The organism is Acidaminococcales bacterium (assembly GCA_031290885.1).
GTDB lineage: Bacteria > Bacillota > Negativicutes > Acidaminococcales > JAISLQ01 > JAISLQ01.
In genome coordinates, this window is the sequence record JAISLQ010000012.1 from 21,156 (window position 1) to 46,066 (window position 24,911).

General features: G+C 57.0%; 22 protein-coding genes. 2 read left to right on the forward strand and 20 right to left on the reverse strand.

Annotated features, from left to right (window positions below; translation table 11 throughout):
- Positions 1 to 12: 12 nt before the first annotated feature.
- The 16 genes from LBO03_01930 to LBO03_02005 all read right to left on the reverse strand — a co-directional run bounded on the left by LBO03_01930 (position 13) and on the right by LBO03_02005 (position 16,707).
- Entirely contained in the window at positions 13 to 1,530 is a 1,518-nt protein-coding gene (locus LBO03_01930) for an acetyl-CoA hydrolase/transferase family protein (GenBank protein MDR3348359.1), read from the reverse strand.
- A 474-nt stretch (positions 1,531 to 2,004) separates the two neighbouring features.
- Positions 2,005 to 2,568 (reverse strand): hypothetical protein, encoded by a 564-nt coding sequence (locus tag LBO03_01935; protein ID MDR3348360.1) that lies wholly within the window; start codon positions 2,566 to 2,568, stop codon positions 2,005 to 2,007.
- 134 nt (positions 2,569 to 2,702) lie between these two features.
- The gene (locus LBO03_01940; GenBank protein MDR3348361.1) at positions 2,703 to 4,436 is read right to left on the reverse strand and encodes a [FeFe] hydrogenase, group A; all 1,734 of its coding nucleotides are present in this window, start codon (positions 4,434 to 4,436) and stop codon (positions 2,703 to 2,705) included.
- Positions 4,437 to 4,445: 9 nt separating this feature from the next.
- A complete protein-coding gene (nuoF, locus tag LBO03_01945; GenBank protein ID MDR3348362.1) occupies positions 4,446 to 6,239 on the reverse strand; it encodes an NADH-quinone oxidoreductase subunit NuoF in 1,794 nt (597 codons plus the stop codon).
- A gap of 25 nt (positions 6,240 to 6,264) precedes the next feature.
- A complete protein-coding gene (locus tag LBO03_01950; GenBank protein MDR3348363.1) occupies positions 6,265 to 6,627 on the reverse strand; it encodes a (2Fe-2S) ferredoxin domain-containing protein in 363 nt (120 codons plus the stop codon).
- Between the two features lie 2 nt (positions 6,628 to 6,629).
- The gene (locus tag LBO03_01955; GenBank protein ID MDR3348364.1) at positions 6,630 to 7,184 is read right to left on the reverse strand and encodes an ATP-binding protein; all 555 of its coding nucleotides are present in this window, start codon (positions 7,182 to 7,184) and stop codon (positions 6,630 to 6,632) included.
- Between the two features lies 1 nt (position 7,185).
- Complete coding sequence (nuoE, locus tag LBO03_01960; GenBank protein ID MDR3348365.1) at positions 7,186 to 7,674, reverse strand: NADH-quinone oxidoreductase subunit NuoE; 489 nt, start codon at positions 7,672 to 7,674, stop codon at positions 7,186 to 7,188.
- A gap of 60 nt (positions 7,675 to 7,734) precedes the next feature.
- Positions 7,735 to 8,490 (reverse strand): PHP domain-containing protein, encoded by a 756-nt coding sequence (locus tag LBO03_01965; GenBank protein MDR3348366.1) that lies wholly within the window; start codon positions 8,488 to 8,490, stop codon positions 7,735 to 7,737.
- A complete protein-coding gene (locus tag LBO03_01970; GenBank protein MDR3348367.1) occupies positions 8,483 to 8,836 on the reverse strand; it encodes a serine kinase in 354 nt (117 codons plus the stop codon). The genes LBO03_01965 and LBO03_01970 overlap by 8 nt, the downstream gene beginning before the upstream one ends.
- Before the next feature lie 7 nt (positions 8,837 to 8,843).
- Entirely contained in the window at positions 8,844 to 10,184 is a 1,341-nt protein-coding gene (locus LBO03_01975; protein MDR3348368.1) for a 4Fe-4S dicluster domain-containing protein, read from the reverse strand.
- A 20-nt stretch (positions 10,185 to 10,204) separates the two neighbouring features.
- Positions 10,205 to 10,639, reverse strand: coding sequence for an ATP-binding protein (locus LBO03_01980; protein ID MDR3348369.1), 435 nt, complete (start codon positions 10,637 to 10,639; stop codon positions 10,205 to 10,207).
- On the reverse strand, positions 10,632 to 11,009 hold the full coding sequence (locus LBO03_01985) for a hypothetical protein (protein ID MDR3348370.1): 378 nt from the start codon (positions 11,007 to 11,009) through the stop codon (positions 10,632 to 10,634). Before LBO03_01985 ends, LBO03_01980 begins: the two co-directional genes overlap by 8 nt.
- Before the next feature lie 6 nt (positions 11,010 to 11,015).
- The gene (locus LBO03_01990) at positions 11,016 to 12,245 is read right to left on the reverse strand and encodes an O-antigen ligase family protein (GenBank protein ID MDR3348371.1); all 1,230 of its coding nucleotides are present in this window, start codon (positions 12,243 to 12,245) and stop codon (positions 11,016 to 11,018) included.
- Positions 12,246 to 12,372: 127 nt separating this feature from the next.
- Entirely contained in the window at positions 12,373 to 14,070 is a 1,698-nt protein-coding gene (locus tag LBO03_01995; GenBank protein MDR3348372.1) for a methyl-accepting chemotaxis protein, read from the reverse strand.
- Positions 14,071 to 14,403: 333 nt separating this feature from the next.
- Positions 14,404 to 15,273 (reverse strand): PepSY domain-containing protein, encoded by an 870-nt coding sequence (locus tag LBO03_02000; GenBank protein ID MDR3348373.1) that lies wholly within the window; start codon positions 15,271 to 15,273, stop codon positions 14,404 to 14,406.
- Between the two features lie 369 nt (positions 15,274 to 15,642).
- Positions 15,643 to 16,707: a hypothetical protein gene (locus LBO03_02005; GenBank protein ID MDR3348374.1), complete on the reverse strand. Its 1,065-nt coding sequence runs from the start codon at positions 16,705 to 16,707 to the stop codon at positions 15,643 to 15,645.
- A gap of 101 nt (positions 16,708 to 16,808) precedes the next feature.
- On the opposite strand from LBO03_02005, the gene LBO03_02010 reads away from it, so the two are divergent.
- Positions 16,809 to 19,403 carry an AAA family ATPase gene (locus LBO03_02010; GenBank protein ID MDR3348375.1) on the forward strand — a complete coding sequence of 865 codons (2,595 nt, stop codon included), beginning with the start codon at positions 16,809 to 16,811 and terminating at the stop codon, positions 19,401 to 19,403.
- A gap of 453 nt (positions 19,404 to 19,856) precedes the next feature.
- Complete coding sequence (gene ddlA, locus LBO03_02015) at positions 19,857 to 20,957, forward strand: D-alanine--D-alanine ligase (protein MDR3348376.1); 1,101 nt, start codon at positions 19,857 to 19,859, stop codon at positions 20,955 to 20,957.
- A 441-nt stretch (positions 20,958 to 21,398) separates the two neighbouring features.
- On the opposite strand, the gene truA is transcribed toward ddlA, so the two are convergent.
- Genes truA through LBO03_02035 form a run of 4 tightly spaced genes read right to left on the reverse strand, consistent with a single transcriptional unit; the run spans position 21,399 to position 24,623 of the window.
- Complete coding sequence (gene truA, locus LBO03_02020; protein MDR3348377.1) at positions 21,399 to 22,133, reverse strand: tRNA pseudouridine(38-40) synthase TruA; 735 nt, start codon at positions 22,131 to 22,133, stop codon at positions 21,399 to 21,401.
- The gene (locus LBO03_02025; protein ID MDR3348378.1) at positions 22,134 to 22,934 is read right to left on the reverse strand and encodes an energy-coupling factor transporter transmembrane protein EcfT; all 801 of its coding nucleotides are present in this window, start codon (positions 22,932 to 22,934) and stop codon (positions 22,134 to 22,136) included.
- Complete coding sequence (locus LBO03_02030; GenBank protein MDR3348379.1) at positions 22,924 to 23,799, reverse strand: energy-coupling factor transporter ATPase; 876 nt, start codon at positions 23,797 to 23,799, stop codon at positions 22,924 to 22,926. The genes LBO03_02025 and LBO03_02030 overlap by 11 nt, the downstream gene beginning before the upstream one ends.
- Positions 23,790 to 24,623: an energy-coupling factor transporter ATPase gene (locus LBO03_02035; GenBank protein ID MDR3348380.1), complete on the reverse strand. Its 834-nt coding sequence runs from the start codon at positions 24,621 to 24,623 to the stop codon at positions 23,790 to 23,792. The genes LBO03_02030 and LBO03_02035 overlap by 10 nt, the downstream gene beginning before the upstream one ends.
- Positions 24,624 to 24,911: the final 288 nt, after the last annotated feature.

The window sequence follows — 24,911 nt, forward strand, 5'->3', positions numbered from 1 at the left end:
GTCCGTATGGACTTATTTTACTTTCATGCTGCCGGTTTCGGCAAAACGGGTGTGAAACGACAGCGCTTCTCCCAAAAGGTGCGGCGTATGGACAGGGCCGAGCTTGTCGATAGCCCTTTTCACGTAATCCCTAAGCAGCGGCTGGTAGTCCGGGTGAGCGGTCTTTTCGATAATGACTTTGGCGCGTTCTTTCGGGGACAGCCCGCGGACGTCGGCAACGCCGCGCTCGGTAACGAACACGTCGATGTCGTGTTCGGTGGAGTCGATGTGCGAGCACATGGGCACAATTGAGGAAATGTCGCCTTTTTTGGCCACGGAATTGGTGAAGAAGAAGGTCAGGTAGGCGTTCCTCGCAAAGTCGCCGGAACCGCCGATGCCGTTCATCATCTTGGTGCCGAGCGTATGCGTGGAGTTGACGTGCCCGTAGATGTCGTATTCTATGGCGGTGTTCATGGCGATAACGCCCAAGCGGCGGGCGATTTCAGGGCTGTTGGATATTTCCTGCGGACGCAGGATAAGCCGCGGGAGATATTTGCCGATGTTGGCGTAAAAGCGTTTCAGCGCGTCCGGCGACGGGCTGAGCGAAGTGCCGGAAGCCACCACCAATTTGCCGGCGTCGATAAGATCGAACATGCCGTCCTGGACGACTTCGGTATAAACGGAGAGGTTCTCAAAGGGGGAGTCGACCAGGCCCGCGATAACGGCGTTGGCCACCGATCCCACGCCGGATTGCAACGGCAGGAGGTTTTTCGGCAAACGCCCCTGTTTGATCTCGTTCTGCAAAAATTCGATAAGATGCCCGCTCATGGCTTTGGCGTCGTCGTCAATCGCGGCCAGCGCGCGGGTGCCGTCAATGATGTCGCAGGGCACTATGGCGACTATCTTGCGCGGGTCGCAGGGAATGTAGGTAGTGCCGATGCGGTCGTCCGCCTTGGTGATAGGGATGGGCTGGCGGTGGGGGGGATCGAGCGGGATATAAACGTCGTGCATTTTTTCCAGTTCTTCCGGCTGCGTAACGTTAATCTCCACTATGACCTGTTTGGCGCTTTGCACGAAAGAGGCGGAGTTGCCTTCCGAAGTGGTGCCGACGATGCAGCCGTCCTCCGTTATCTTGCAGGCCTCGATTATGGCCAGGTCGACGCCGCCGCCCAAAAAGCCGTAGCGGGACATCTGGGCGACATGGCTAAGATGCAGGTCGGTATAATTTACCTTGCCGGCGTTTATGGCGTTTCTTGTGTCGTTGTTGGTCTGATAGGGCAGCCGTTTGCCGAGGATGCCGGCTTTGGCCCAGGAACCGTCAAGTTCGGCGCCGACCGAGGCGCCCGTCCAAAGGTTGACTTTCAAAGGCGCTTGTCCTGCCTCGACTTTTTTCGCGAGCGCCAGCGGCACCGCTTTGGGGTAGCCGGCGGGAGTAAAGCCGCTGACGCCGATGTTCATGCCGTCCTTGATCAGATCGGCGGCGGCCTCGGCCGTGGTTACTTTTGCGAGCAGAGCCTTGTTTTTGATACGATCGCTGATTTCAATTCCCATTCTTTTTCCTCCTTAAATTTTGCTAATCTATTTGGCGGCCTCGCTTAAAAGCCGCAAAAATCCGCCCGAGCCCTGCCACAATCGCAGCGGCGCAACAAAAAACAGTCACCTAGATAATGAATACATTCAAAAAGCTCCATCACCAAGTGCCAGTTCACCAAATATCTGCCCTTTCGCCAAGGGCGGAAGCCGTAAACCGTTCCAACACATATTTCCCACCAAAGCATGCTTTTTAGGTCTATATGTATTTCTAAATGCATGGCGTATTTAATTGCGGCTAACAACCGGCTGCACCTGTCGACAATAATATTAACCCCTGCTTTTCGTCATGTAACGATATCTTACCCAATGATATTAACTTCTGCGTTTTTTTACAAATTCCTGCCGCTTTCCATAATTTATTTATGTTCGCCCGGACAACAAACTGCCTGTTTTCATTGTACCAAAAAATCGGCCAAATGAACAGCAAAAAATTTATTGCCCCCGCCCGCGCCAAACCGGCCCCCTGCCATCGGCAAATGCCCGCCGCGCCCCCTGTTTGCCTTGTCCGCCGCTTCCCGTCCCTTGAATTTGCCGCTTTTTATTCTGGACGGCTTCATGAACGGCCTCGTAATAGTTTGCAATAAAAACCAGCCAATTTTCAATGCGAGAGCCAGGAGGGACATCATCCCAAATTTCCCGGCTGCGGCCGGTATCGTCAATTGCTTTGCCTTCTGCGTCGCAAGTAATTACCTGCCAAAAAATATATTTCCTGTTTTCATGGTCATACCCGACATGAACCAAGAAACTATACGGCTCCTTGCGTTTGCCAACGCTTTGGGCGTCCGTTACTTTTTCTTTGCCGTATTGGCATTTAAGCCACGCTTTATAGACAGTCTTGTCAGAAGTTGTTTCTTTTTCTATTGTTGCGCGGTCAAGGTAGGTCGTTGCCGCGTCTCCTTCTTGCAAAAGCAGCCATCTTTCACTTGTTTTTTTTGCCGAGGCCGCGGGCGAAAAAGCCAAAAAACACAGCAAGAGCGCGCAAAGGATTTTTTTCATATGCCGCACCGTTCTTTCCGGCATTGCCATGCATTGCATCGGCGTTTGCCTTTCGCGGGGCTTGAAGCCCGGCGCGCCATTTAAGCCGGCAACCGCCCGGCGCGCCCCGCTAAAGCGGGGCGCGCCGGACAATGCTAAATCCCTCTGTACTGGGGGTGGTAATGGGTATGCAAAAGTTTGTGCGCCTTCTCCCCTAACGGCTGCCCGAGCCATTCGGAGTAAAGGGTTTTGATGGCGGGATTTTCATGCGATTTTCTTATGGCGGATCGCTGGTCTATTTCATAGATGGAGGCGTGCCTTTTCATGCGTATTTCGCCGTTTACCGGCACGGGCTGGCCGCCGCCGCTGATACAGCCGCCCGGGCAGGCCATGATCTCGATGAAATGATACGGCGCCTCTTGCGCCCTCACCCTTTCCATCATTTGCCGCGCCTGCCCCAGCGTGTTGGCCACCGCGACTTTTACTTTAACGCCCGCTATGTCCACCGTGGCCTCTTTTAAGCCTTTCAGCCCGCGCACGTCGTCAAAGTCCAGATTTTTGAGTTCTTCCCCGGTCAAAAGCTCGTAGGCGGTCCTCAGCGCCGCTTCCATGACGCCGCCGGTAGCGCCGAAAATCGCGCCCGCGCCGCTGCCGATGTCCATCGGGGCGTCAAATTCTTCTTCCCCTATGCCCGCGAAGTCTATGCCGGCCTCTTTGATCATGCGGCCAAGCTCTCTTGTGGTAATCACTATGTCAACGTCCTGATAGCCGCTGGAGCGCATTTGCGGGCGCATGGCTTCGGCCTTTTTCGCCGTGCAGGGCATGGCGGACACCGATACTATGTTTTTGGGGTCTATGCCGCTTTTTTCGGCGTAGTAGGTTTTGACCACGGCGCCGAACATCTGCTGCGGCGATTTGGCGGTGGAAAGATGCCCTAACAGGTCAGGATAAAAGATTTCGGCCAAATTTACCCAGCCGGGGCTGCAGGAGGTAACCATCGGCAGTTTGCCGCCGTTTTTCAGCCGGTGGACAAATTCGTTGCCTTCTTCCATGATGGTAAGATCCGCGCTGAAATTGGTGTCAAACACTTTGTCAAAGCCCATGCGCCTTAACGCCGCCACCATCTTGCCCGTCACTATGGCGCCCGGGGCAAGCCCCTGCGTCTCGCCGAGCGCGACGCGGACGGACGGGGCGGTTTGGATTATGACATGTTTGGTTGGGTCGCTGATCGCTTTCCATACCGCCTCGGTATCGTCTTTTTCCGTGATGGCGGCGGTCGGGCAGACCACCGAGCACTGCCCGCAGTAAGTGCAGGCCGCCTCGTCCAGCCCCGCGTCAAAGGCGGGCGAGACGACGGTGTTGAACCCGCGGCGGGTAAAGCTGTAGACGTGGACGCCCTGCCGTTCGGAACATACCCTGACGCAGCGCCCGCATAAAATGCATTTTTCGTTGTCGCGCACCAACGATGGGTTGTTCGCGTCAAGCGGGAATTTTTTCTTTTCCCCGTCGAAGCGTATTTTCCTTAGGCCAAGTTCGGCCGCGACATTTTGCAGTTCACAGTTTTTGTTGCGTACGCAGGCAAGGCAATCGGACGGATGGTTGGCCAGCATCAGTTCAACTACCGAGCGCCGGGCGTGCCGCACCGCCTCCGTGTTGGTGCGCACGATCATGCCTTCGTTGACCGGATACGCGCAGGAGGCGACAAGCGTCCTCGCGCCCTCCACCTCCACCATGCATATGCGGCAGGCCCCTTCCGGGCGCAGTTCCGGATGATAGCACAAAGTCGGTATTTTTATGCCCGCTTTGTTGGCCGCGTTAAGGACGCTCGCGCTTTTATGCACGCTGACCTTCCTGCCGTCTATCGTAACATTTACCATATCCGTGTTCATGGGGCGGGATCACGCTCCTTTCCTGATAGCCTTGAACGGGCATTGGCTCTCGCAGGCGCCGCATTTGATGCAGACACTATGGTTTATGGTGTGCCGCTGCTTGATTTCGCCGGCGATGGCACCGACCGGGCAGGCTTTTTTGCACATGCCGCAGCCGCGGCAGCCGTCGGTTATCGTGTATCCCGTCAGGTTGGCGCAGGCCCCGGCCGGGCAGACATGGTCCTTTATGTGCGCTTCGTATTCATGCCGGAAATATTTGAGCGTGCTCAGCACTGGATTGGGCGCGGTCTGCCCCAGCCCGCAAAGGGCGGTCTGCTTTATGCCGCGGGCCAGATCCTCCAGCAGGGCTATGTCCCCGTCGCGGCCTTCGCCGTCCGTTATGCGGGTAAGTATTTCCAGCATCCTTTTGGTCCCCTCGCGGCAGGGCGTACATTTGCCGCAGGATTCGGACTGGGTAAAGGTAAGAAAAAACTTGGCGACGTCCACCATGCAAGTGGTCTCGTCCATGACGACCAGGCCGCCCGAACCCATCATCGCCCCCGCCGCCGTCAGGGAATCGTAATCTATCGTAAGATCGAGCATCTCCTCCGGCAGGCAGCCGCCGGAGGGCCCGCCGATCTGCACCGCCTTGAATTTCTTGCCGCCGACTATGCCGCCGCCTATGTCGTAGATAATCTCGCGCATGGCAATGCCCATGGGCACTTCCGCCAGCCCGGTATTGTTTATCTTGCCGGTCAGGGCGAATATTTTGGTGCCTTTGGATTTCTCCGTGCCGATCTCGGCGTATTTTTCCCCGCCGTCCACAATGATGGGCAGAATGTTCGCGAATGTCTCGACGTTGTTTATGTTGGTGGGCTTTCCCCACAGCCCCGACACGGCAGGAAAGGGCGGGCGCGGGCGCGGCATGCCGCGCTTTCCTTCAATGGACTGCAAAAGCGCCGTCTCCTCGCCGCAAACGAAAGCCCCGGCGCCTTCCTTTATGTGCAGGGAAAAGGCAAAGCCGCTCCCGAAAATGTCTTTGCCCAAAAAGCCCATTTCCTCGGCCTGGGCAATGGCCGTGCGCAACCGCTTGATCGCCAGCGGGTATTCGGCCCTGACATAAATATAGCCCTCGTCCGCGCCTATGGCGTACCCGCAGACGGCCATGCCCTCAATTATCCTGTGCGGGTCGCCTTCCAGTACGCTGCGGTCCATGAACGCGCCCGGATCGCCTTCGTCGGCGTTGCAAACGATGTATTTTTTCTCCCCCGGCGACTGCCGGGCAAACTGCCATTTCATGCCGGTAGGGAACCCGGCGCCGCCGCGCCCGCGCAAACCGGATTTTTTTACCTCTTCCACGACCGCCGCCGGCGTCATCAGGGTAAGCGCCTTGCCCAGCGCCTCATAGCCGCCCGCCGCTATGTACTCATTGATGTCGTCGGGGTTGATGCGCCCGCAATTTTTCAATATGACGCGGCGCTGCTTTTTGTAAAAATTTATTTCGTCATAGCTTGGTATCCGTTCCTGGCTCAAAGGCTCGCGATAAAGCAGCCGTTCGACTATGCGCCCTTTGTAAAGGTGGTTTTCCACGATTTCCGGCACGTCCTCGGCTTTGACCGAAACATAAAACACCCCTTCGGGATAAATTATCACCAAAGGCCCCATTTCGCAAAACCCATGGCAGCCCGTCTGCACGACCCTCACCTCGCCGCCAAGGCCGCGCCTGGCTATCTCGCCCTCAAGGTTCGCCTGCACCTGCCGCGAGCCTGACGACATGCAGCCAGTGCCCCCGCAGACAAGCACGTGCGATCTTATAAATTGCATAAACGCTACCCCCCAACCTTTGCTGTCATACTGATTTGGCCACGACCAAATCTTTTACTATTTGCCCGTTGACCACGTGCTCGGCGACCAGTCTGCCCGCGTCGGACGGCCGGACATTGCCGTAAGTTATGCGCGGCCCGCCCGGCGAAATGATGTCCACCAGCACTTCTTTGTCGCACATGCCTATGCAGCCGGTCTGCTGAAATGCAACGCCGGCAACGCCCCTTTTTTTTACTTCGTCCATCAGCGCCGCCATTACTTCCCGCGCGCCGGCGGCGATCCCGCACGTACCCATGCCAACGATTACCTTTATGCCGTCCGCCGCGCGCAATTTGGTGTCGGACTGCAATTTTTCCCTCAGTTTTTTCAACTCTTCCAGCGACTTCATCTTTATCCCTCCGTCTTGTCAAGGGCAAGCAGCCCTTCCCGCAAAAACCCGTCCAGCCATTCCATTACGGCGCTTTCGCCGAAATCAACTTCTCCCCCCAATATTTCCCTCATGGCCTTAGTGTCCAGCACAAAGGCGTTATGGCCCTTTCGGTGTTCATAGCGAAAAAATATCCCCTGGCATCCGGCCGCTATTATTTTGACCGTCGCCGCTATGTCGCCGAGCGGCGGCCGGTCGATGTGGCTCAGCCGGTAAACCGCCGTTATCTTCGTCCCTTCGCCGGGCCGGGAATCTATGTCCAGCCGCCCGCCCGCCCTTTTGGCCGTCATGTCCATGAGCGGCAGGCCCAGGCCGACCTTCCTGGACGTTCTGGTGGTGGCGAAAGGGTCTTTGGCGCAGGCGGCGAAATCAGGCGCCATGCCTTTGCCGTCGTCGGAAACCTCAATGGACAATAAATCCTTTTCCCCGTCTTCCCCAATCAAAAGGGAAATGTTCTTGGCCCCCGCCGCCACGGCGTTTTGCACCAAGTCGAGTACGTGAAGCGACAAGTCGCGCATGTTATTTGTACCGGTCGAGTATCCACGGCAAAAGGTCGGTCGTCAGCCGGCCGTGAGTGTCGTCGTTGACCATAAGCACAGGCGCGAGCCCGCAGGCCCCTATGCAGGCGACCGTCTCCAGCGTGTAGCGAAGGTCGGCGGTGGTGTTCCCCGGTTTTATGCCGATTTTGTCCTCGATAAAGTTCAATATTTTCTTGCCGCCGCGCACATGGCAGGCCGTCCCCTGGCAAACCTTTATGATGTTGCGCCCGCGCGGTTTCAGGTGAAACTGCGAATAAAAGGTTACAATGCCGTATATCCTGCTGACAGGATTGCCCGTGGCCCTCGCTATCTCGCCAATTACTTCGCGCGATAGATAGCCGTACCGGTTTTGGGCTTCCTGCAAGATAGGGATCAACGTGCCTTGCTGTCCGCGGTATTTGTCAAAAATGTCCCGCAATTGCTCGGATATTTTGTCGTCGCCGCCATCGCGGCCGTTCCCCTGGCCCATGTTTCTTCCCCCTTGTCTTTTTGCTGCTTCTATATATTATAACGCATATGCCGCCGCCGCTCACAAAAATTTGCCCGCTTCGAGCGACCTGCCCCCGGCCGCCGCCAGCGCCAGCTTAAATTCGCCGATGACCGGCGCCTCCATGTATATATGGTTTTTCGGCCCTGACAGAAAGTCGTCCATAACGTGGGCGTCGGAATTAGTAACGCAAGGCAGGCCGCCGGCGAGCGGAGCATACTTTTGCTTCCGGCCCGCCCGCAACCCGGCGCCGGACAGTTCAACCGCCGCCAGGCCAAGATCGGCCGGGACAAAGCCAAAATAAGTCAGCAGGCTGTAGGACGGCCGGTCGATATGGGCCGCCACGCATACGCCGCCCAGCCGGCCAACGCCGGCGACGACCGCGCCGGCGGTCAGGTTGACGGCGGACAGCAGCATCCTTTCTTCTTCGCGGACAAATTCGTCGTTTTCATCCACCACAAACTGCCCGCCGAATTTTTCCGGACGGTTCTGCAACCCGTTCATGTTCTTGTCCAACAACTCTTGAAAAGCCAGCGTTTTTTTCAAACTGTCGAAAAGGGCGACTATATGGCCCCCTTCGCGCGTCTCCACCTCCATGCCCGGCCACACGGCGACGCCGTGTTCCTGCCCCAAGCGCACGGCGGGGAGGGCATTGGCGCAAACATTGTGGTCAGTTATGGCAATAAGGTTCACGCCGTTTGCCGCCGCTTGCCGCACTATATGGCGCGGCGTCATTTCCACGGCGGCGCAGGGGGACAAAAGGGTGTGTATGTGCAGGTCGGCCACCCATTTAAACATTCCTGGCCGCGCCCCTTAGCCCTTCGGCGTAAAGCCTGCCCGCGACCTCAAACACCGGCGCCGCCGTGGCCAAGATGGTAATGTCGTTCTCCCGGGCCTTTTTCAGCGTCTCTTCCTCTACGGCCGCCCCGCCGGCCACGATAACCGCGCCAAGCGACAAGAGCGAAGCTACGGCGGCGACGTTTTGATGCCCCTGCATCGTTATCCACACGGCGCCCGGCGACGCCTGCCCCATGACGTTGCTCAAAAGGTCGGACACATAACAGTTGTCCGCCTCCCGCTCCAGTCCGCCGGCGTCGGTTTTTATCTCCAGCCCAAGTTTTTCGATCAATTCGCCGATTTTCATTTTTAACCTACTCCTCGGTTCCAGTCTCGCCACGCGCGTTTTTTGGCGGCTTGCTCATTTCTTCCTCCAGCGCGTTCACCACCTGGCGCAATTTGAACACGCAGTCGGTTTCGGCGGCCAGCCCTTGCACTATGTCCTCCGCCAGGCTGGCGCAGGTGGGCGAGCCGCAAGCGCCGCAGTCAATCCCCGGCAGCTCGGCCAGTATTTGCTTTATCTGCCCAACTTTTTTCATGGCGATGACTATGTTGTCGTCAAGTTTCATGATCGGCCGCGGCTGGATAGTTTTATGCCGAAAAGCAGAATTTCCCTGCGCGATTTCCCGGCCGCCCAATATGGTTTGCCGCCGCCCGGCCGGTTCACGGTCGCGCAGCCGCCGCACCCTTAGTTTCAGGTTTTTCTCGGCGACAAACCTGTTCTCCGGCAAAAGCGCGCCGCCGATGCACCCGCCCGGGCAAGCCAGGCATTCCACATAATCCACGTCGTCCATTTTGTTCATCTCAATCTGCTCCAGGACGTCGGCGACTTCCTTCACGCCGTGGACAATCAGCGAATTTACCAAACCGGTCGCCCTGATCTCGCCCCCGGCGTAGCCCCAGCCTATGCCATAGGAACTGGCGCGGGCCTTTGCTATGTCGCTTTCCGATATGGCGCCGATGATTTTCTTCATTTCGCCGTAAAAAGAAGATATGCCGATTGCGCCGCTAAGGTCGGTCGCGGTAACGTCGACCGGCTGGCGGATGTTGGTGGCTTTCGCCGGGCAAGGGGTCAAAAACCAAACGCCGATCGTCTCCGCGGCCAGCCCGGTCGCGCGCGTAAATTCCCGGCGCGCTTCGGTCGCCGCCACCTCCACCGGCGGCAATATGGGTATGATGTGCCCGATGAGCGAAGGGAACCTCACTTGGATCAGCCGGATGATCGCCGGGCAGGCGGAAGAAATCATCGGGGTTTTCAAGCCGGCCCTTCTTTTCATATAAGACTCGATTTCAAGGGTAACGCATTCCGCCGCCAAGGCCACTTCGTAAACGGCGTCAAACCCCAGCCGGTGCAGCGCGGCGAATATCTTCTCGCGCGAAACCGCGGGCGCAAATTGCGAATAAAGGGCCGGCGCCGGCAGGGCGACGTTAAAATTGAACTTGCCGACGTCGGCAAGCGTATCCGTGTCCGCCCGCTTGGCGTGGTGGGGGCAGCGCCTGATACATTCCCCGCAGTCTATGCAGCGCGACTGAATGATCCGCGCCTTGCCGCCCCGGATGCGTATGGCTTCCGTCGGGCAAAACTTTATGCAGGTTACGCAGCCCCTGCATTGCTCTTTGTCAAATTTCACGGAATGGAAATAATTGTCTTGCACCTCGGCCTCACCACACAGTTTCAGGCTTTTTTATGCGCGAAACGCATTGTTATCTTCGTGCCCGCGCCGGACTTTGACGCTATCTCAAAGCAATCGGAACAGCTTTTCATGTTGGGCAGCCCCATGCCCGCGCCGAACCCCAAGTCGCGCACATAATCCGGCGCGGTGGAATAACCCTCCTGCACCGCCAGCTCTATATCGGCGATCCCCGGCCCGGCATCTTCGAGGACAATGACGGTATATTCAGGATAAATGTGCGCCTTCGCCGTCCCGCCGTAAGAATGGATGATGACGTTCATTTCGCCTTCATAGGTCCCGATCGCCACGCGGCGCACAATGTCGGCGGACACCCCTATCTGCTGCAAGGTTTTCTTGATTTTGCTGGAAGCCTCGCCGGCGCGCTCAAAGTCGCCGGCCAAAAGTTCAAAGCTCAAATCCATAAAAGGCTCAGACATTTAAAAGCGCTCCCTCGGACCTCGAACAGCCGGGCAGCCCGTTTTGGTACAGGCGGCCGCAGGCCTCGTACATGGTGTGGTCGGTCAAAAGCACCGGTATGTTTTTTTCCGCGGCCGCCCTCAGCACGTCCTCCCGCGGTATCTTGCCGCGCACAAACACCACCCCGGTAAGATCGCTTATCTCCACCGTCCGTATCACCTGCAGGTTGGTCATGCCGGTCAAAAGCAGCGTATGCTCTTTGGTAAAGGCCAGAACGTCGCTCAAAAGATCCGCCCCGCAGGCGTTTTTTACTTCCACATCGTCAAGGATCTCCTCACAGCACAAAACCCGCGCGCCCAGAATTTTCCGCACCTCGCTCAGTTTAAGCAAAATATGCTACCTCCCCCATCTTCTTTGTTCTATTAAAACCCCGCTTTGGCCGGCCTGCCGCCACAAGGCAAAAGATGCCGCGCTCAAAAGCCAAAAAAGCGAAGAAATTTCCCTGTTAAACAGCGTATGGTCGGCAAAGCCGCCGAGGAGCGTCGCAAAAAACATCGCGCAAAGGCCGAGCGCGCAAGCTTTTTCCCCGGCCGAAGCGGCCGTTTTCCAAACGCGCAGGGCCAGATAAAAATGCCAAAACAGCAAGAGCAAAAAAACCGCCAGCCCCAAAAGGCCGATTTCCGCAGCTATGTGCAAATACATGTTGTGCGCGTGGTAGATGATGGTATCGTGGTTTTTGATATAAAAATCGTATTTGGGATAAACAAATCTGTAAGCGCCCCAGCCGATGCCCGTAAAAGGATGGTCGCGAACCATGGCGGCCGTGCTTTCCCATAAAGCGAACCGCAGGAGCGAGGATGTGTCGGCGCCCTGAAAAGCGGAAACGAACCGCTCGGCAACCGCGTTAGGCAGGAAAACAAGCGGCGCGAGCGCCGCCGGCAAAACAATATAGAGCAACCTGCGCTCAAAGGCGGCCGCCGCAATCAGCATCGCCGCCGCGCTAAGCCAAGCCCCGCGGGAAAAGGTGAGGACGAGGCAAGCAAAACTCGTCAGCAGCACAAGCGCCGCTCCGGCCCTTGCGGGCAGCCGCGCGTCGGCGAAAACCCATCCTATGCACAAAGCCATTGCCGTAACGAGAAAAGACGCCAGGATATTGGGGTTGGCCAAGGTGGAAAACGCCCGCGCCCTGATGTCCGGGAAATAAGCCGCGTCCACCCATTCGGCGGCGGCGGCTCCGCCGCCGAAATATTGATATATTCCGTAAGAGGCCGTCAAAAAGGCCGCCGCCCCCAAGGCGAGAAACAGGCCGTAAAGCTCCCGGCGCGTCCTGACATAAGAAATGGCCAGCCAATAAATGAAAAAATACTGCGTGGCCAGTGCCTCAAAGTTGTACAAGCTCTCGGCGTAGCGGGGCGAATTGGGCAAGGAAGCGGCCGCTAGGGCGAAAAACAAAACCAACAGCCAAAACTGGCGGGGCACGGCCAGTTTGAGCCGGCCGGCGGCGACGCTGTCCGCCGCCGCAAAAATGCCGGCGGCGGCCAAGGCGCGGACGGCCGCCCCCGGCAGAAGCGGCAAAAAAAACGCCGCCGCCGCAAGGCACAAGTATATGATCTTCCCCAGCAACATTCAATAATCCTGCCCGCAGCTTTCGCCTGCCAAAAATACGCCGCTTTTTAAGTATTATACCACAAGGGCGGCAAATCAGCCCGCGAATCTTGTTCGCGTTTCAACCGGGGAACACGGGGCGCAATCGTCAAGCCATTTTAAATTTTTGCACGGCAACCCGCATTGCTTCGGCCAAATCCGCCAGTTGCCTGATGGTAGTGGAAATCTCCTCCATATTGGCCGATTGCTCTTCCGTGAGTGCGCTGATGTCGTTCGTGCCGCCGACGTTTTTGCCGGACAACTCCTTCAAAAGGTCTATTTCGCTTAACACGCGCTTGTTGTTTTCGGTCAATTGCCCCGCTTTTTGTTTGACTTGCGCTATTTCCTGTTTGAGTGTCCCGACTAACTTTGCTATATTGACGAAACGATCCTTGGTGTTGGCGATCACGACGTTGCCTTTGGCTACCTCGTCGGAACCGCTTGCCATCGCGTTTATGGCGTTTTGCGTTTCGGCCTGGATTTGGTTGATAATGTCGGATGTTTCCTGCGTGGCGGACGACACCTGTTCGGCCAGTTTCCGCACTTCTTCGGCGACAACGGCGAACCCTCGCCCGTGCTCGCCCGCCCGCGCGGCCTCAATCGCCGCGTTGAGCGCCAAAAGATTGGTCTGGTTCGCGATGCTGCTGATGACGTTTATGATGTCGCCGACTTTTTTGGAACTGCCGTCAAGCACGCTGACGCGGTCCGAGGATTTTTCCATGGCCAGATTTATCTGCCGCATCTGCTTTTCCGCCTCATCCAGAGCCCCGCGCCCGGAAGCGGCCGCCTGATCGCTCTCTGTCGATATGTTTCCAATATTGTCTATGGTCGCCATTATCGAGGAAATAGCCGAATTCATATTCGTTGCCTCGGCCGTCGCTTGATCGTAAAGCGCGGCTTCTTTTGCTTGCATTTGCGCCATATTGTCCGCCAGGGACGCTATGTTGTGCGCGGACTCGGCCGCGTGCCCGGCATTGGCGTCCACTTCCCGGCAAGACTCGGCGAGGTTGCCCGCTAACTCCATGAAGTCGGTTATTGTCCCGCGCAGGTTTTTCACCATGTTTTCAAACGACCGGGCCAGATCGCCCATTTCATCGTTTCCGGCATATTTTATCGTATAGCCGGTAAGGTCGTTGTGCGCTATGGTATCGGCGATGCTTACCGCCTGGCCGATAGGCCGCGTGAGCCTTTTTACAAAAACGGCGGTAATTATAAGGGCCAGCAGTATTACCAAAATCATGTCAAACATTATGTAATTAAGCGCCTGGTTGGTATTTTCATTGGCCTGGCGGGTACGCAGAGCCATGCGGTCAAGCAAAAACTGCGCGTAATCCTCGACCTGTTTTTCCGTCGCGGCGTACGCCGCGAGCATCTGCTGGCGCAACGCGGGCGGTATGCCCGCGCCGCTGCCGGCCGCCCGTATATATTCGCCATGCAGGCTGCGATAAGCCTTGAGCTGCTTTTCCAAGTCAATGCACATTTGCTTGCCTTCCGGCGTGATCAGCCGTTTGGACAAGGAAGCCATGAGTTTTTCGCTTTTTCCCACCGACTCTTCATAGGCTTTTATAAAATCAGGATTTTTATACAAAGCGTACCTTGCCAGCAGCATGTCCTGCTCGCGCAACTCCTGCCGCAGGTCTTTGGACTCGAATACCAAAGGGGCGCTGCGGTTCACTACCCCGCTGAAAATGCTTATGGCCTTGTCGGCCGAATACGAGTAAGCGTTTATCAACGCGAAAGATATGGCTAAATAGCATAACAAGTTTGTCAGGATAATTTTTTTGTACAGGCTGAAATGAAATTTCAAGATAAACCCTCCATAAATTAAATTAATTGCGACATATCAGCGCATCGATGCCCACAGTTAGCGCTGCCACGCTTTTCGGCGCGGCGAGGAAAATTTTGCTTAAAATTTTACGGGGGTTTTTCGGCTGCGCGGGGGGCCTTCCGGCAAGCGCTTGCGGACGCTGCCGCGAGAGATTCCCTCAAGGCGCAGCGCTATCGGCTTTTGCCGCCAAAGGCGCAAACGCGCCGCCGGCGCCCTCGCAAGAGCCGGAAATTTGCCGCCCGCCCTCGAGGGCGGGCTTTCCCAATCAGGGATTAATGGTCCATGTTCGCCGAAATAAGGACGGCTCGGCGCTCAATCGTCCGCCGCGTACCCGAGCGCCTCGCCCGTCGCCGCGTCAATCAAGACGTCATATTCCAAACCTTCGTATTGGACTTCGACTTTGTAAACCAGCCGCCTCGCATAGAGCTCAAGCTCCATCTTTTTCACGTAACCGCCGCCGATCCGGGCAACGGCGATTTCCGCCGCTTTCTCATAGTTTATGATGGTGATTTTCCCCGCTTTTTCATGGGCCGCGTCCGTGCCCGGCACTCCTTTTTCGTACCGCGGCGGCCCCTGCCCGCTCGTGCGGCCGGGCCAAAAGCCGGCTACATCTCCGGTCACGGCGTTCACGCACACTTCATATTCAACGCCGCCGCGCCTTATTTCTATCTCGTAAACCAAAAGGCCGCGCTCATAATCAAGTTCAATCTCTTCAACGGCGCCGCCGCCCGTCTTGTCCAGCGCTATTTCCCGCGCTTTTTCATAAGAAACCTTCGCTTCGGACAGGTAACTGGCCTGCGCCCGCGCGGCCGCGTCCGCCGCCGTTTCCCCCCGCGGAGCGCTCAACGGCGCCGCCGCGCCGTAGCCATAATAAACGCGCGCCTCTTCCCCGTCAAGCTCCCTGGCATATTCGCGCCCGATTTCCTTTCCGTCGGCGGCGTCAAAATACGCAACCACTTTTTTCCCGCCGGCCACCATGTCGGCTTTGTAAGCAAGCTTGCCGCCGCGCAGGGTTAGCTCCAACTCCAGCAACGCATCGCAGTTTTTTTCAATGCCGGCCGCCATAGCCGCAAACCCGACAGTCGGCGGCGCCGGCTTGGCGGCAGTTGCCGGCCCCGCAGCCGCCAAGCCGGGCAAAAACGCCAGCAAGCAAATGCCGGCGGCGGCAATTTTCTTTTTCACGGCAAATCACTCCTTTGTTATGAACGCTCCCATTATTGACATATAATATTTCGCGGCAACCTTCCTTTGCCTTGCAAAAGGCCCCGCAAAGCGGCAAACACTTTGCATCCGTTAAAACTGCGGCGGCCGGCCGGGTTTGCTGAACGGCCGCTGCGCGAAACTTTCGGGGGGGGCGAAACCGCCCTCCGGTCAACGCGAACCCGCTCCAAAACTAAGGGGCCGCCCCGGGTTTGGGGAAAATCATGGCTTCAGGCGGCGCTTTTTCCATGCGCGCGGCATAAGTTCGGCATGAAAATAAACTCTTGCCAAACAGCCCTTGCGGGTGTACAATATAGTCAAAAGGTCAAAAAGGCAAAAGAGCAAAACACGTTACCGCAGAAACACGGCGTAAACATTCAGCAAGGCGATCAAAGACAGCAAGGCGACGGCGGCCATTTCCAGGAACTCCGAGCGGCGGGTCAGCGCTTCCTCGTTGAGCATGTTATAAGTGCGCTGAATGACGGAGATGTTGGAATCAATGCTCTGGCGCCAGGAGTCGGCGCGCAGGAGCCGTATGTAAAGGGAATAGACGCGCGCGTAAAAAACGTCTTCGGTAACGCGCAGGGAATTGTTGATGCGGTCGGTGAGGCCGGCCACATCCGCCACCAATTCCATCAGCCGGCTGCGGATGCGCCGGTAGTTGCGCAGGCGCTGCCGATCCGGTATGGACGTCATTTTTTCCAATTCCGTATACATTGTGCCTATTTCTTTTTCCAGCAAGTCGTCATAATAGCGCAGTTCCAGAAATTGCGCGTTGGCGAACTCCAAGAGGTCGGGTATGTCCATGCTGCCCGAAGGGTCGCAAACCAAAGCCGCGTCCCACGTGAAATAGGCGACGTCCTCGGCGTAAGACAGGCAGTTGGCGAGCGTCTCCTCCCTTGTCTGCTTGCTGGCGGGCACCCGGTCTTTCAAAAGCAGTTGCACTATGTCCCAGTCTTTCCTGCACTCGTACAAGTAATAAACGACGAGGTCTTCCTCAAACTCCGGCTCGCGCGGCTTGATGAGCGCGTGCGCGATGGTGTCGGCGACCGATTTGGCCAATTCGTGTATTTTGTCCTCGGGGATGTTTTCGCTGGCGATCGCCAAATCCAGAAAATCGTCGTATGTCGCCTCTCCCGGCAGATCGACGCGGACGATTATGCTGATGACGCCGATGTCGTATATGCGGGCGCGTATCTCCGCCAAGCGAGGCCTCCCGCCGAGCATGATCTCGTGCGAACCCAGTTCCACGGAAACCGGCGGGTCTTTGAAGGCGATGGCCTTGGGGGAAACCCTTTCCAGCCGCAGCCGGGAAGCGATCTTGTTCCGGGCGGCCCACAGGGCCTGGACATGATCAAGGTCTATTTCGTCGGCTATGTCAAAAAGCCGGTAAATGATGACGCTGCTGCTATGCATGGCGTAAACGGCCTCCGCAAATTGTCATATAGGAACAATTCTACAGGCAAATGAAAAACCCTGCGGGGCGAAAAAATATTCGACAAGGGGATGCTTGAATGATGAACCCGGAAAAATATAGTGAAAACACGAACAAAATAATGGAATTGGCGCAAAAGCGCGCCCTGCTCAACTATCACCAAGAATTTACCGGCGCGCATATTTTGGCCGCGCTGGCGGAAGCCGACGGTTTTTTGGGCTGGCTGCTGCAAGAGCTCAAAATGGACAAAGCCGCCTGCCAAAAAGAGGCGGACGGACTGCTTGAGCGGCTGCCGCGGGTCAGGGGCGCCGAGGGCGCTTTGCGCATGAATACGGCGGTCAGCCGCGTGATGATGCTGGCCGGGGATTTCGCCGAAAAAAGCCGCTCCGCCCTTATCGAACCCTGCCATATACTCTGGGCGCTGGCCGGCGACGGCGAAACGGACGTAGTGGAGCTTTGCCGCCGTTATGGCTTGACCAGAAAGAACATCGAGAAATTCATGGCCGCCTACTCGGCGCAAACGGGCGCGGACGACTCATCCCGGCAGACGCTGGAAAAATACGGGCAAAACCTCAGCGCGAAAGCGCGGGAGGGGAAACTCGACCCGGTTATCGGCCGGGACGAGGAAATCCGCCGCGTGATTGAGATACTTTCGCGCCGCAAAAAAAACAACCCGGTGCTCATCGGCGAGCCGGGCGTCGGCAAAACGGCCATCGCCGAAGGCCTGGCCCGCCGCATCGCGGCCGGCGACGTGCCGGAGACACTGAAAGGCAAGACTTTGTACGCCCTGGATCTGGCGGCGCTGGTCGCCGGGGCCAAATTCCGCGGCGAATTTGAAGAACGGCTCAAAGCCGTCTTGAAAATAGTAGCGGACGCGCAAGGCGAAATCATCATGTTCATCGACGAAGTGCATACGGTCGTGGGCGCGGGCGCGGCCGAAGGCGCCATGGACGCGGGCAACATCTTAAAGCCCATGCTGGCGCGCGGGGAATTAAAATGCATAGGAGCCACAACGCTCAACGAATACCGAAAGTACATAGAAAAGGACGCCGCGCTGGAAAGGCGCTTCCAGCCGGTCATGGTGCGCGAGCCGGACGTGGAGGACACCATATCCATACTGCGCGGCCTGAAGGAGCGCTACGAAGTGCACCACGGCGTCAGAATCAAAGACGCCGCGTTGGTCGCGGCGGCGACGCTTTCCAATCGTTACATAGCCGACAGGTTTTTGCCGGACAAAGCGATTGACCTGGTAGACGAGGCGGCGGCCCGCTTGCGGACGGAAATCGACTCTTTGCCCGCCGCCCTTGACGAAACCCGGCGGCGCATATTGCAGCTGGAAATCGAGGACCAGGCCCTGAGCAAGGAGAGCGACGACGCCTCCGTCGAGCGCCGGCAAAAACTCCAGGAAGAACTGAAAACTATCAGGAGCCAGTCGGTCGCGCTCGGCGAGCGCTGGCAGGCGCAGAAAAAAGGCATCTTGCGCGTGCGCGAGCTAAAGCGCGAAATAGAAGAAATGAAAAACCAGATCGAGGCGGGGGAACGGGGTTTCGGCCTTGACCTTGCGAAATTGGCCGAACTTAAACACGGCCGGCTGCCGGCCCTTAAAAAAGAGCTGGCGGACGCGGAGGCGAACATGGCGGCGGGCGACGGCGCGCCGCTGCTCAAAGAGGAAGTGGACGAGGACGACATCGCCCAAGTTATCCACAACTGGACAGGCATACCGGCGCAGAGAATGTTAAAAGGCGACAAGGAAAAACTGTTGAAGTTGGAAAGCGCGCTGCACGAGAGGGTAGTCGGCCAAGACGAGGCCGTGAGCGCGGTCAGCGAAGCGGTAATGCGCGCCCGGGCCGGCATCAAGGACCCGACGAAGCCCATAGGCTCTTTTATCTTTCTCGGGCCTACCGGCGTCGGCAAAACAGAATTGGCCAAGGCCCTGGCCGAAATATTGTTTGATGACGAACGCAGCATGATCCGCATCGACATGAGCGAATACATGGAAAAGCACTCGGTCGCCAGGCTGATCGGCGCCCCGCCCGGTTACGTAGGCTACGACGAGGGCGGGCAGCTTACCGAAGCGGTGCGCCGCCGGCCTTATACGGTGCTTTTGCTGGACGAAATAGAAAAAGCGCACCCGGACGTATTCAACGTACTGCTGCAAGTGCTTGACGATGGGCGGCTGACCGATGGCAAAGGCAGGATGGTGGACTTTAAAAACACGGTCGTAATTATGACCAGCAACATCGGCTCGGAGGAAATACTCAAAGACAAAGGCAGTACCGGCAAAGAGAAATTGCTGGCGCGGCTGGGCGCTTTTTTCCGGCCGGAATTCATCAACCGGGTCGACGACATAATCGTATTCAATCCGTTAAGCGCCGGAGAGGTGCGGCAAATCGCCGGGCTTATACTGAAAAATCTGTCCGCGCGGCTGGAAAGGCAGTTGGAAATTCATCTGTCCTGGGATGAGGCGGCGACGGAATATCTGGCCAAAAGCGGCTTTGATCCAATATACGGGGCTCGCCCCCTGAAACGGGCGGTTACCCGGAGCGTGGAAACCGCCTTGAGCAAAAAAATAGTCGCGGGCGAGATAAAAGAAAAAGACGCCGTCAAACTAAGCGCGGACGACGGCGGCATAGTGCTTCTGCAGACGGCTTCGGAAGGATCTTCCCCCGCTAATTGAACGCTGCTTGCCGACTATCATTTGTGAAAGCCAATTGACCGAACATATGCAAAATGCGCAATGTTTGGCCGCTGTTGCAATGGAGCGGGCAAAAGGCCGGTTTCATGAATTTTTTCGGCAGGGCATGCGCGATCGCATCCATCTCCACGCGCAAACGGGCAATCCGACATAAAAAGCTCAAATCAAGCCGGCCATCGCCCGGAAACCGCAAAGCCTGTTCACAATTTCCCCGCAAAGAGGCATGGAGCGCGTTAATTATGATTTCATCGCGCGCCCCGCCGCGAAAAAACTTAAATTGGGCTCGGGACAAAACCGAATGGCGCAAGGAACCTGCCCCTTTCAGCGCGGACGCCGCCGGGGTCCTCAAAGGTTCGCCGCTATTGAAGGTTCTCTATGGCCTTATTAAAAAGCCTGATATAATAATAGGCAAAAAATGAAGAAAGGGCTGTCCGCATGAAAAAGATAAACGTCGGCATATTGTTCGGGGGCAAATCGGCCGAGCATGAAGTCTCGCTGCAATCGGCCAAAAACATCGTAGAGGCGATCGACCGGGACCGATACGACATCACGCTTATCGGCATTGACAAAGACGGGGGTTGGCACTACCTGGCCGACGCGGTCCGCTTTCTGCTAAATAGCGGCGATCCCGAACATATAGCCCTGCAGCCGAGCGGCAAATATCTGGCGGTCAATCCTGCGGGGCAGGGGGAGAAGTTTTTTTGCGTCGCCGACTACAGCCCCCAAAATAATATAGACGTTATTTTTCCCGTGTTGCACGGCTCTTTCGGCGAGGACGGGACGGTGCAGGGGCTTTTGAAGCTGGCCGGCATCCCTTTTGTCGGCGCGGGGGTGCTGGGTTCGGCCGTCGGCATGGACAAAGACGTAATGAAGCGCCTCTGGCGGGACGCCGGCTTGCCGCTGGCCCGTTTTCTGGTTTTTCACAAAAGGCAGGAAAATGAACTCGATTTTGCGCAGATTTCCCGCTTCCTGGGTTCGCCTGTCTTCGTCAAGCCGGCGAACGCCGGTTCGTCGGTCGGCATCGGCAAGGCGGCGTCCGCCGCCGCGTTCGCCGCCGCGGCAAGCGAGGCTTTTGCCTTCGACAACAAAATCATCGTCGAAGAAGCCATACAGGGCGCGCGGGAACTGGAGTGCGCCGTCTTGGGAAACGAAGAGCCGATCGCTTCCGGCATCGGCGAAATATTGCTGCACGCCGATTTTTATTCTTACAGGGCAAAATATTTGGATAAAAACGGCGCGGAGGTGAAAGTGCCGGCCGACCTCCCCCCCGCCGTCGCGGAACAGGCGCGGGACCTGGCGCTGCAAGCTTTCCGGGTGGTTTGCTGCGAAGGCATGGCGCGGGTGGACTTTTTCCTGACCAAAGAAAACAAGATTTTGCTCAACGAGATCAACACCATCCCCGGCTTTACCAACATCAGCATGTATCCGCGCCTGTGGCGGGAACAGGGCCTTGCCTACGGCGAACTGATCCACCGGCTCATTCAGTTGGCGCTAGAACGGCATGCGCGGGAATCCCGCCTGAAAACGTCTTTTTGAAAAAAAGCGCTTCCTGCGGACGATTTCGGAAAACTACTGCTAAATGGGCGCGCTTCGTCTCTCTCGGCCTATATGGGCCGCCGTAACGCTATGCAAAATCCTTGCGCTTCAAAACTTGATGGGTTCATAAATACAGCGAGCGCCGCAAGGGAGATCTCCCTTGCGGCGCTCGCTGTATTTTTCATATTCATGAACGCAGGAGAGAACGGCTTGCCCCATAACCACTTTGGCGTTTCCGGCAATATAAACGCGCCCCGCTTGATCAGGCGGCTTGTTTTTATATTCCCCAAGGGCACTGCCGCCGCAATGCAAAAGCGCCTGCCGGCGTACGGTTTTAAAGCTTTGCCGATTTTCCCCCGCGCTTTCCGCCCGAAAACAATCCTTGTCGGAATGTGCAAATCAAAATTGAGCAGGTTTTGTTCATCTTTGGCAAAACATCGGTCAATAAAATACCCGTTCCAAGTACAAGCCTTGCGGCGGGGCGGTTTTTCCCGCCTGCCGCCGGTCGCGGGCGGCCAGGGCGCCGGCAAACTCCTCCACGCTTTTTTGCCCTCTCCCCACTTCGGCCAAGGCGCCGACAATGTTGCGCACCATGCGGTAAAGAAAGCCGTCGCCGCTTATGGCAAAGACGAGCAAACCTTCCCGGCGCTCCCATGCGGCGCCGTATATTGTGCGCAGCGGGCTGGCGGGATTTGCGCCGGCGGCGCGGAAACTGGAAAAGTCATGTTGCCCGATCAGGCATTCGGCCGCGCGGTTCATTTTTTCGCTGTCTAATTTCTCGCCCAAAAGCCAGGCGTAATTTGCCAGGAACGGGTCAGGGATGCCTTTCTCCGCTATTTTGTAAATGTATCGCTTGCCTTTGGCGCTGCGGCGGGCATGAAAGCCCTCCCCGACCTCCGCCGCCCCTATGACCGCAACTTGCGCCGGCAGCACGGAGCGGGCGGCCGGCAGAATGTTTCCCGTAGGGATGCGGCCTTCGGTCGAACAGGATACCACCTGCCCCAGCGCGTGCACTCCGGCGTCCGTGCGCCCCGCCGCATTGAAAGTTACCGGCTGGCCGAAGATGAGCGCGAGGCTCTCTTCCAATACGGCCTGGACCGTCGGTTGATTTTTCTGGCGCTGAAAGCCATGATAGCCCGTGCCATCGTAGGCGATGGTGAGTTTCAGCCTGCGCATTTATCCGTACCATCTGGCAAAGGCCAGGACAACTGCCAAAAACCCGACGAGGGCGGCGGCTAAAGCGTCGCTTTTTTCCAAAGCCAGCTCATGCATCCGGGTGCGCCCTTCGCCGCCGTGATAACAGCGCGCTTCCATCGCCGTGGCCAGTTCGTCCGCCCGGCGGAAGGCGCTCAAAAAAAGCGGCACGATCAACGTCAGCATGTTTTTGGCCTTGCGCGTCAAACCGCCGCTTTTGAAATCAGCCCCGCGCGCGCTTTGCGCCATCATGATCCTTTCCGTTTCCTGCAAGAGCGTTGGAATGAAACGCAAGGCTATGGTCATCATCATGGCCAATTCGTGCGCCGGCACGCCGATCCTGCGGAAAGGGCGCAACAGCCTTTCCAGGCCGTCGGTCAGTTCGAGGGGGGAGGTGGTCATGGTCATGAGCGAAGAAAACAAGATTAAAAATACCAGCCGAAGGCCCATTAAAATTCCCTGCGCCAAACCGGCTTTGGTTATTTTGAATATAAACAGGCTAAAAAGGGCATCCCCTTGCCCGCTGAAAACGTGTACCAAAAATGTGATCAGGATTATCGGCCAGAGCGGTTTGACCGAGCGCAAAAGCCGGACAAAGCTTAGCCGCCCCAAAGCAGCAACAAAGACAAAAAAGGCGGCCAGCAGGCCGTAAGCCAAAAAATCCGCCGCCGCAAAAGTTGCCGCGACGACAACGATGGTCAGTACGATCTTGGTGCGCGGGTCCAATTTGTGCACAGGCGTGTCGCCGGGAAAGTATTGGCCAATGGTTACGTTACCGAGCATCGCCGCGCCCCTTTCCCGGCAGGGCCGCCAAAATCTCCGCCACCAAGCTGCCCGCGTCCAGGCAATCGCTGCCGATGCCAAACCCGCGCGCCCGCAGGCAGTCGGCCAGGGAAACTATAGCCGGCGCGGTTACGCCGGCGGCCAAAATTTCGCCCCTTTGCTCGCGGAATATCCGCCCCGGCTGACCATCGATGACTATCCTGCCGCCGGACATGACCAAAAGGCGCCCGGCCAGTTCAACGGCTTCCTCCATGCTGTGCGTGATCATGATCACCGCCATGGCGCTTTTTTGGTGAAGAGTTTTCAACTCCTCGTAGAACAGGCCGCGCGCCAAAGGATCAAAACCGGCCGTCGGCTCGTCCAAGATAAGATAGTCCGGGCGCATGGCAATCACGCCGGCGATCGCCGCCTTGCGCATCTGCCCGCCGGAAAGTTGAAAAGGCGAGCGGGCCCCGAATTCTTCTATCGGCATTTGCGCAAAATCCAAAGCCATAGCCACCCGCTCCCTGACCTCTGTTTCCGCAAGGCCGAGGTTGCGCGGGCCGAAAGCCACGTCGTCAAATACCGTTTCCGCGAACAATTGGTGTTCGGGGTATTGAAACACCAGCCCGGCTTTGCGCCGCGCCATCAGGGCTTCCTTGCCTTTGGCGCACGGATCCTTCCCGTCGATCAGCACCTTGCCGGCAAGCGGCGGCAAAAGTCCGGCCATGTGTTGGGCCAGCGTTGATTTGCCGGAACCAGAATGTCCGATAAGCGCGACAAATTCGCCTTTTTGAATTTTCAGGCTGACATTGTCTACCGCCTGCCTTTCATAAGGCGTGCCTTTCATGTATATGTAAGAAACATTCTCCAAACTCAACGGCATAGAGCCTCCGCCAATTCTTCTTCGGTAACCACGGGTGGCAAAAGTACGCCCTTTTTTCTCAGCCGCCAAGCTATTTCGGCGGGCAGCGGAACGCCAAGCCCCATTGTTTTGAGCTTTTCCGCCTGGCAAAACACCTCTTTGGGCCGGCCTTCCAGCGCCGCGCGCCCGCCGTCCATGACGATTATCCGGTCGGCCATGGCCGCCTCCTGCATGAAGTGCGTAATATAGACAATAGTTATGCCTTTTTGCCGGTTAAGTTCCAGCACGGCGGACAATACTTCCCGGCGCCCCAAAGGGTCAAGCATGGCGGTCGGCTCGTCCAGCACCATGCAGGATGGCTGAAGGGCCAGCACGCCGGCTATGGCCACCCGCTGTTTCTGTCCGCCGGAAAGCATGTGCGGCGCTTGCCGGCGGTAACCTTCCATGCCCACTGCCGCCAAGGCGAAGCGCACGCGCTCGCGGATCAGTTCCGGCGGCATCCCGATGTTTTCCGGTCCGAAAGCCACATCTTCCTCCACTATGGCCGCCACTATCTGGTTGTCCGGATTTTGGAAAACCATGCCGACGTTCTGCCTTATCAGCAGGGCATTTTGGCTGTCCGCGCAATCGTAGCCGCACACTGCGCACTTGCCGGACTGGGGAAGAATGAGCGCATTGAAATGTTTGGCCAGCGTGGATTTGCCCGAGCCGTTCACGCCGACGACCGCAACGAACTCGCCGCGCGCTATTTTGAGCGATACGCCGCTTAAAGCGTCAATTTGGACGCCGCCGGCCGTTTTATAGCTATAGGCTAAATTTTCCGCAACGATGATGTAATCGCGCATGCCCCGTCCTCCCGCGCAAAATTCCCCGCCGCCCGCCGCGGGGCAAACCGTTTGATAGAAACAATTGTATATTTAAATAGCGCAAACGTCAAGATAACTGCAATTTGCCGCGCGCCTGGGCCGTTCGAGACGTTTTGGCATGGCGCCGGCATCGTGGCGCAATTTCCCATCATTGCAAAATTATTTAACATTAAGCATTATTTTTGCATCTAACGGCGCGGCCTTATTGACTGTTTTATTATAATATAATAAAATGGAGACAGTTAGTTGTCGCGCATTTTTAAGAGT

Coding starts and splice junctions, on each gene's coding strand:
- LBO03_02035 (MDR3348380.1), bottom strand. CDS start 24,623: ATGCGCGATTACATCATCGTTGCGGAAAATTTAGCCTATAGCTATAAA.
- LBO03_01980 (MDR3348369.1), bottom strand. CDS start 10,639: ATGTCTGAGCCTTTTATGGATTTGAGCTTTGAACTTTTGGCCGGCGAC.
- LBO03_01935 (MDR3348360.1), bottom strand. CDS start 2,568: ATGAAAAAAATCCTTTGCGCGCTCTTGCTGTGTTTTTTGGCTTTTTCG.
- LBO03_02005 (MDR3348374.1), bottom strand. CDS start 16,707: ATGCATAGCAGCAGCGTCATCATTTACCGGCTTTTTGACATAGCCGAC.
- LBO03_02030 (MDR3348379.1), bottom strand. CDS start 23,799: ATGCCGTTGAGTTTGGAGAATGTTTCTTACATATACATGAAAGGCACG.
- nuoF (MDR3348362.1), bottom strand. CDS start 6,239: ATGCAATTTATAAGATCGCACGTGCTTGTCTGCGGGGGCACTGGCTGC.
- LBO03_01990 (MDR3348371.1), bottom strand. CDS start 12,245: ATGTTGCTGGGGAAGATCATATACTTGTGCCTTGCGGCGGCGGCGTTT.
- LBO03_01940 (MDR3348361.1), bottom strand. CDS start 4,436: ATGAACACGGATATGGTAAATGTTACGATAGACGGCAGGAAGGTCAGC.
- LBO03_01955 (MDR3348364.1), bottom strand. CDS start 7,184: ATGCGCGACTTGTCGCTTCACGTACTCGACTTGGTGCAAAACGCCGTG.
- LBO03_02010 (MDR3348375.1), top strand. CDS start 16,809: ATGAACCCGGAAAAATATAGTGAAAACACGAACAAAATAATGGAATTG.
- truA (MDR3348377.1), bottom strand. CDS start 22,133: ATGCGCAGGCTGAAACTCACCATCGCCTACGATGGCACGGGCTATCAT.
- LBO03_01950 (MDR3348363.1), bottom strand. CDS start 6,627: ATGAAGTCGCTGGAAGAGTTGAAAAAACTGAGGGAAAAATTGCAGTCC.
- LBO03_01930 (MDR3348359.1), bottom strand. CDS start 1,530: ATGGGAATTGAAATCAGCGATCGTATCAAAAACAAGGCTCTGCTCGCA.
- LBO03_01970 (MDR3348367.1), bottom strand. CDS start 8,836: ATGAAAATCGGCGAATTGATCGAAAAACTTGGGCTGGAGATAAAAACC.
- nuoE (MDR3348365.1), bottom strand. CDS start 7,674: ATGGGCCAGGGGAACGGCCGCGATGGCGGCGACGACAAAATATCCGAG.
- LBO03_02025 (MDR3348378.1), bottom strand. CDS start 22,934: ATGCTCGGTAACGTAACCATTGGCCAATACTTTCCCGGCGACACGCCT.
- ddlA (MDR3348376.1), top strand. CDS start 19,857: ATGAAAAAGATAAACGTCGGCATATTGTTCGGGGGCAAATCGGCCGAG.
- LBO03_01965 (MDR3348366.1), bottom strand. CDS start 8,490: ATGTTTAAATGGGTGGCCGACCTGCACATACACACCCTTTTGTCCCCC.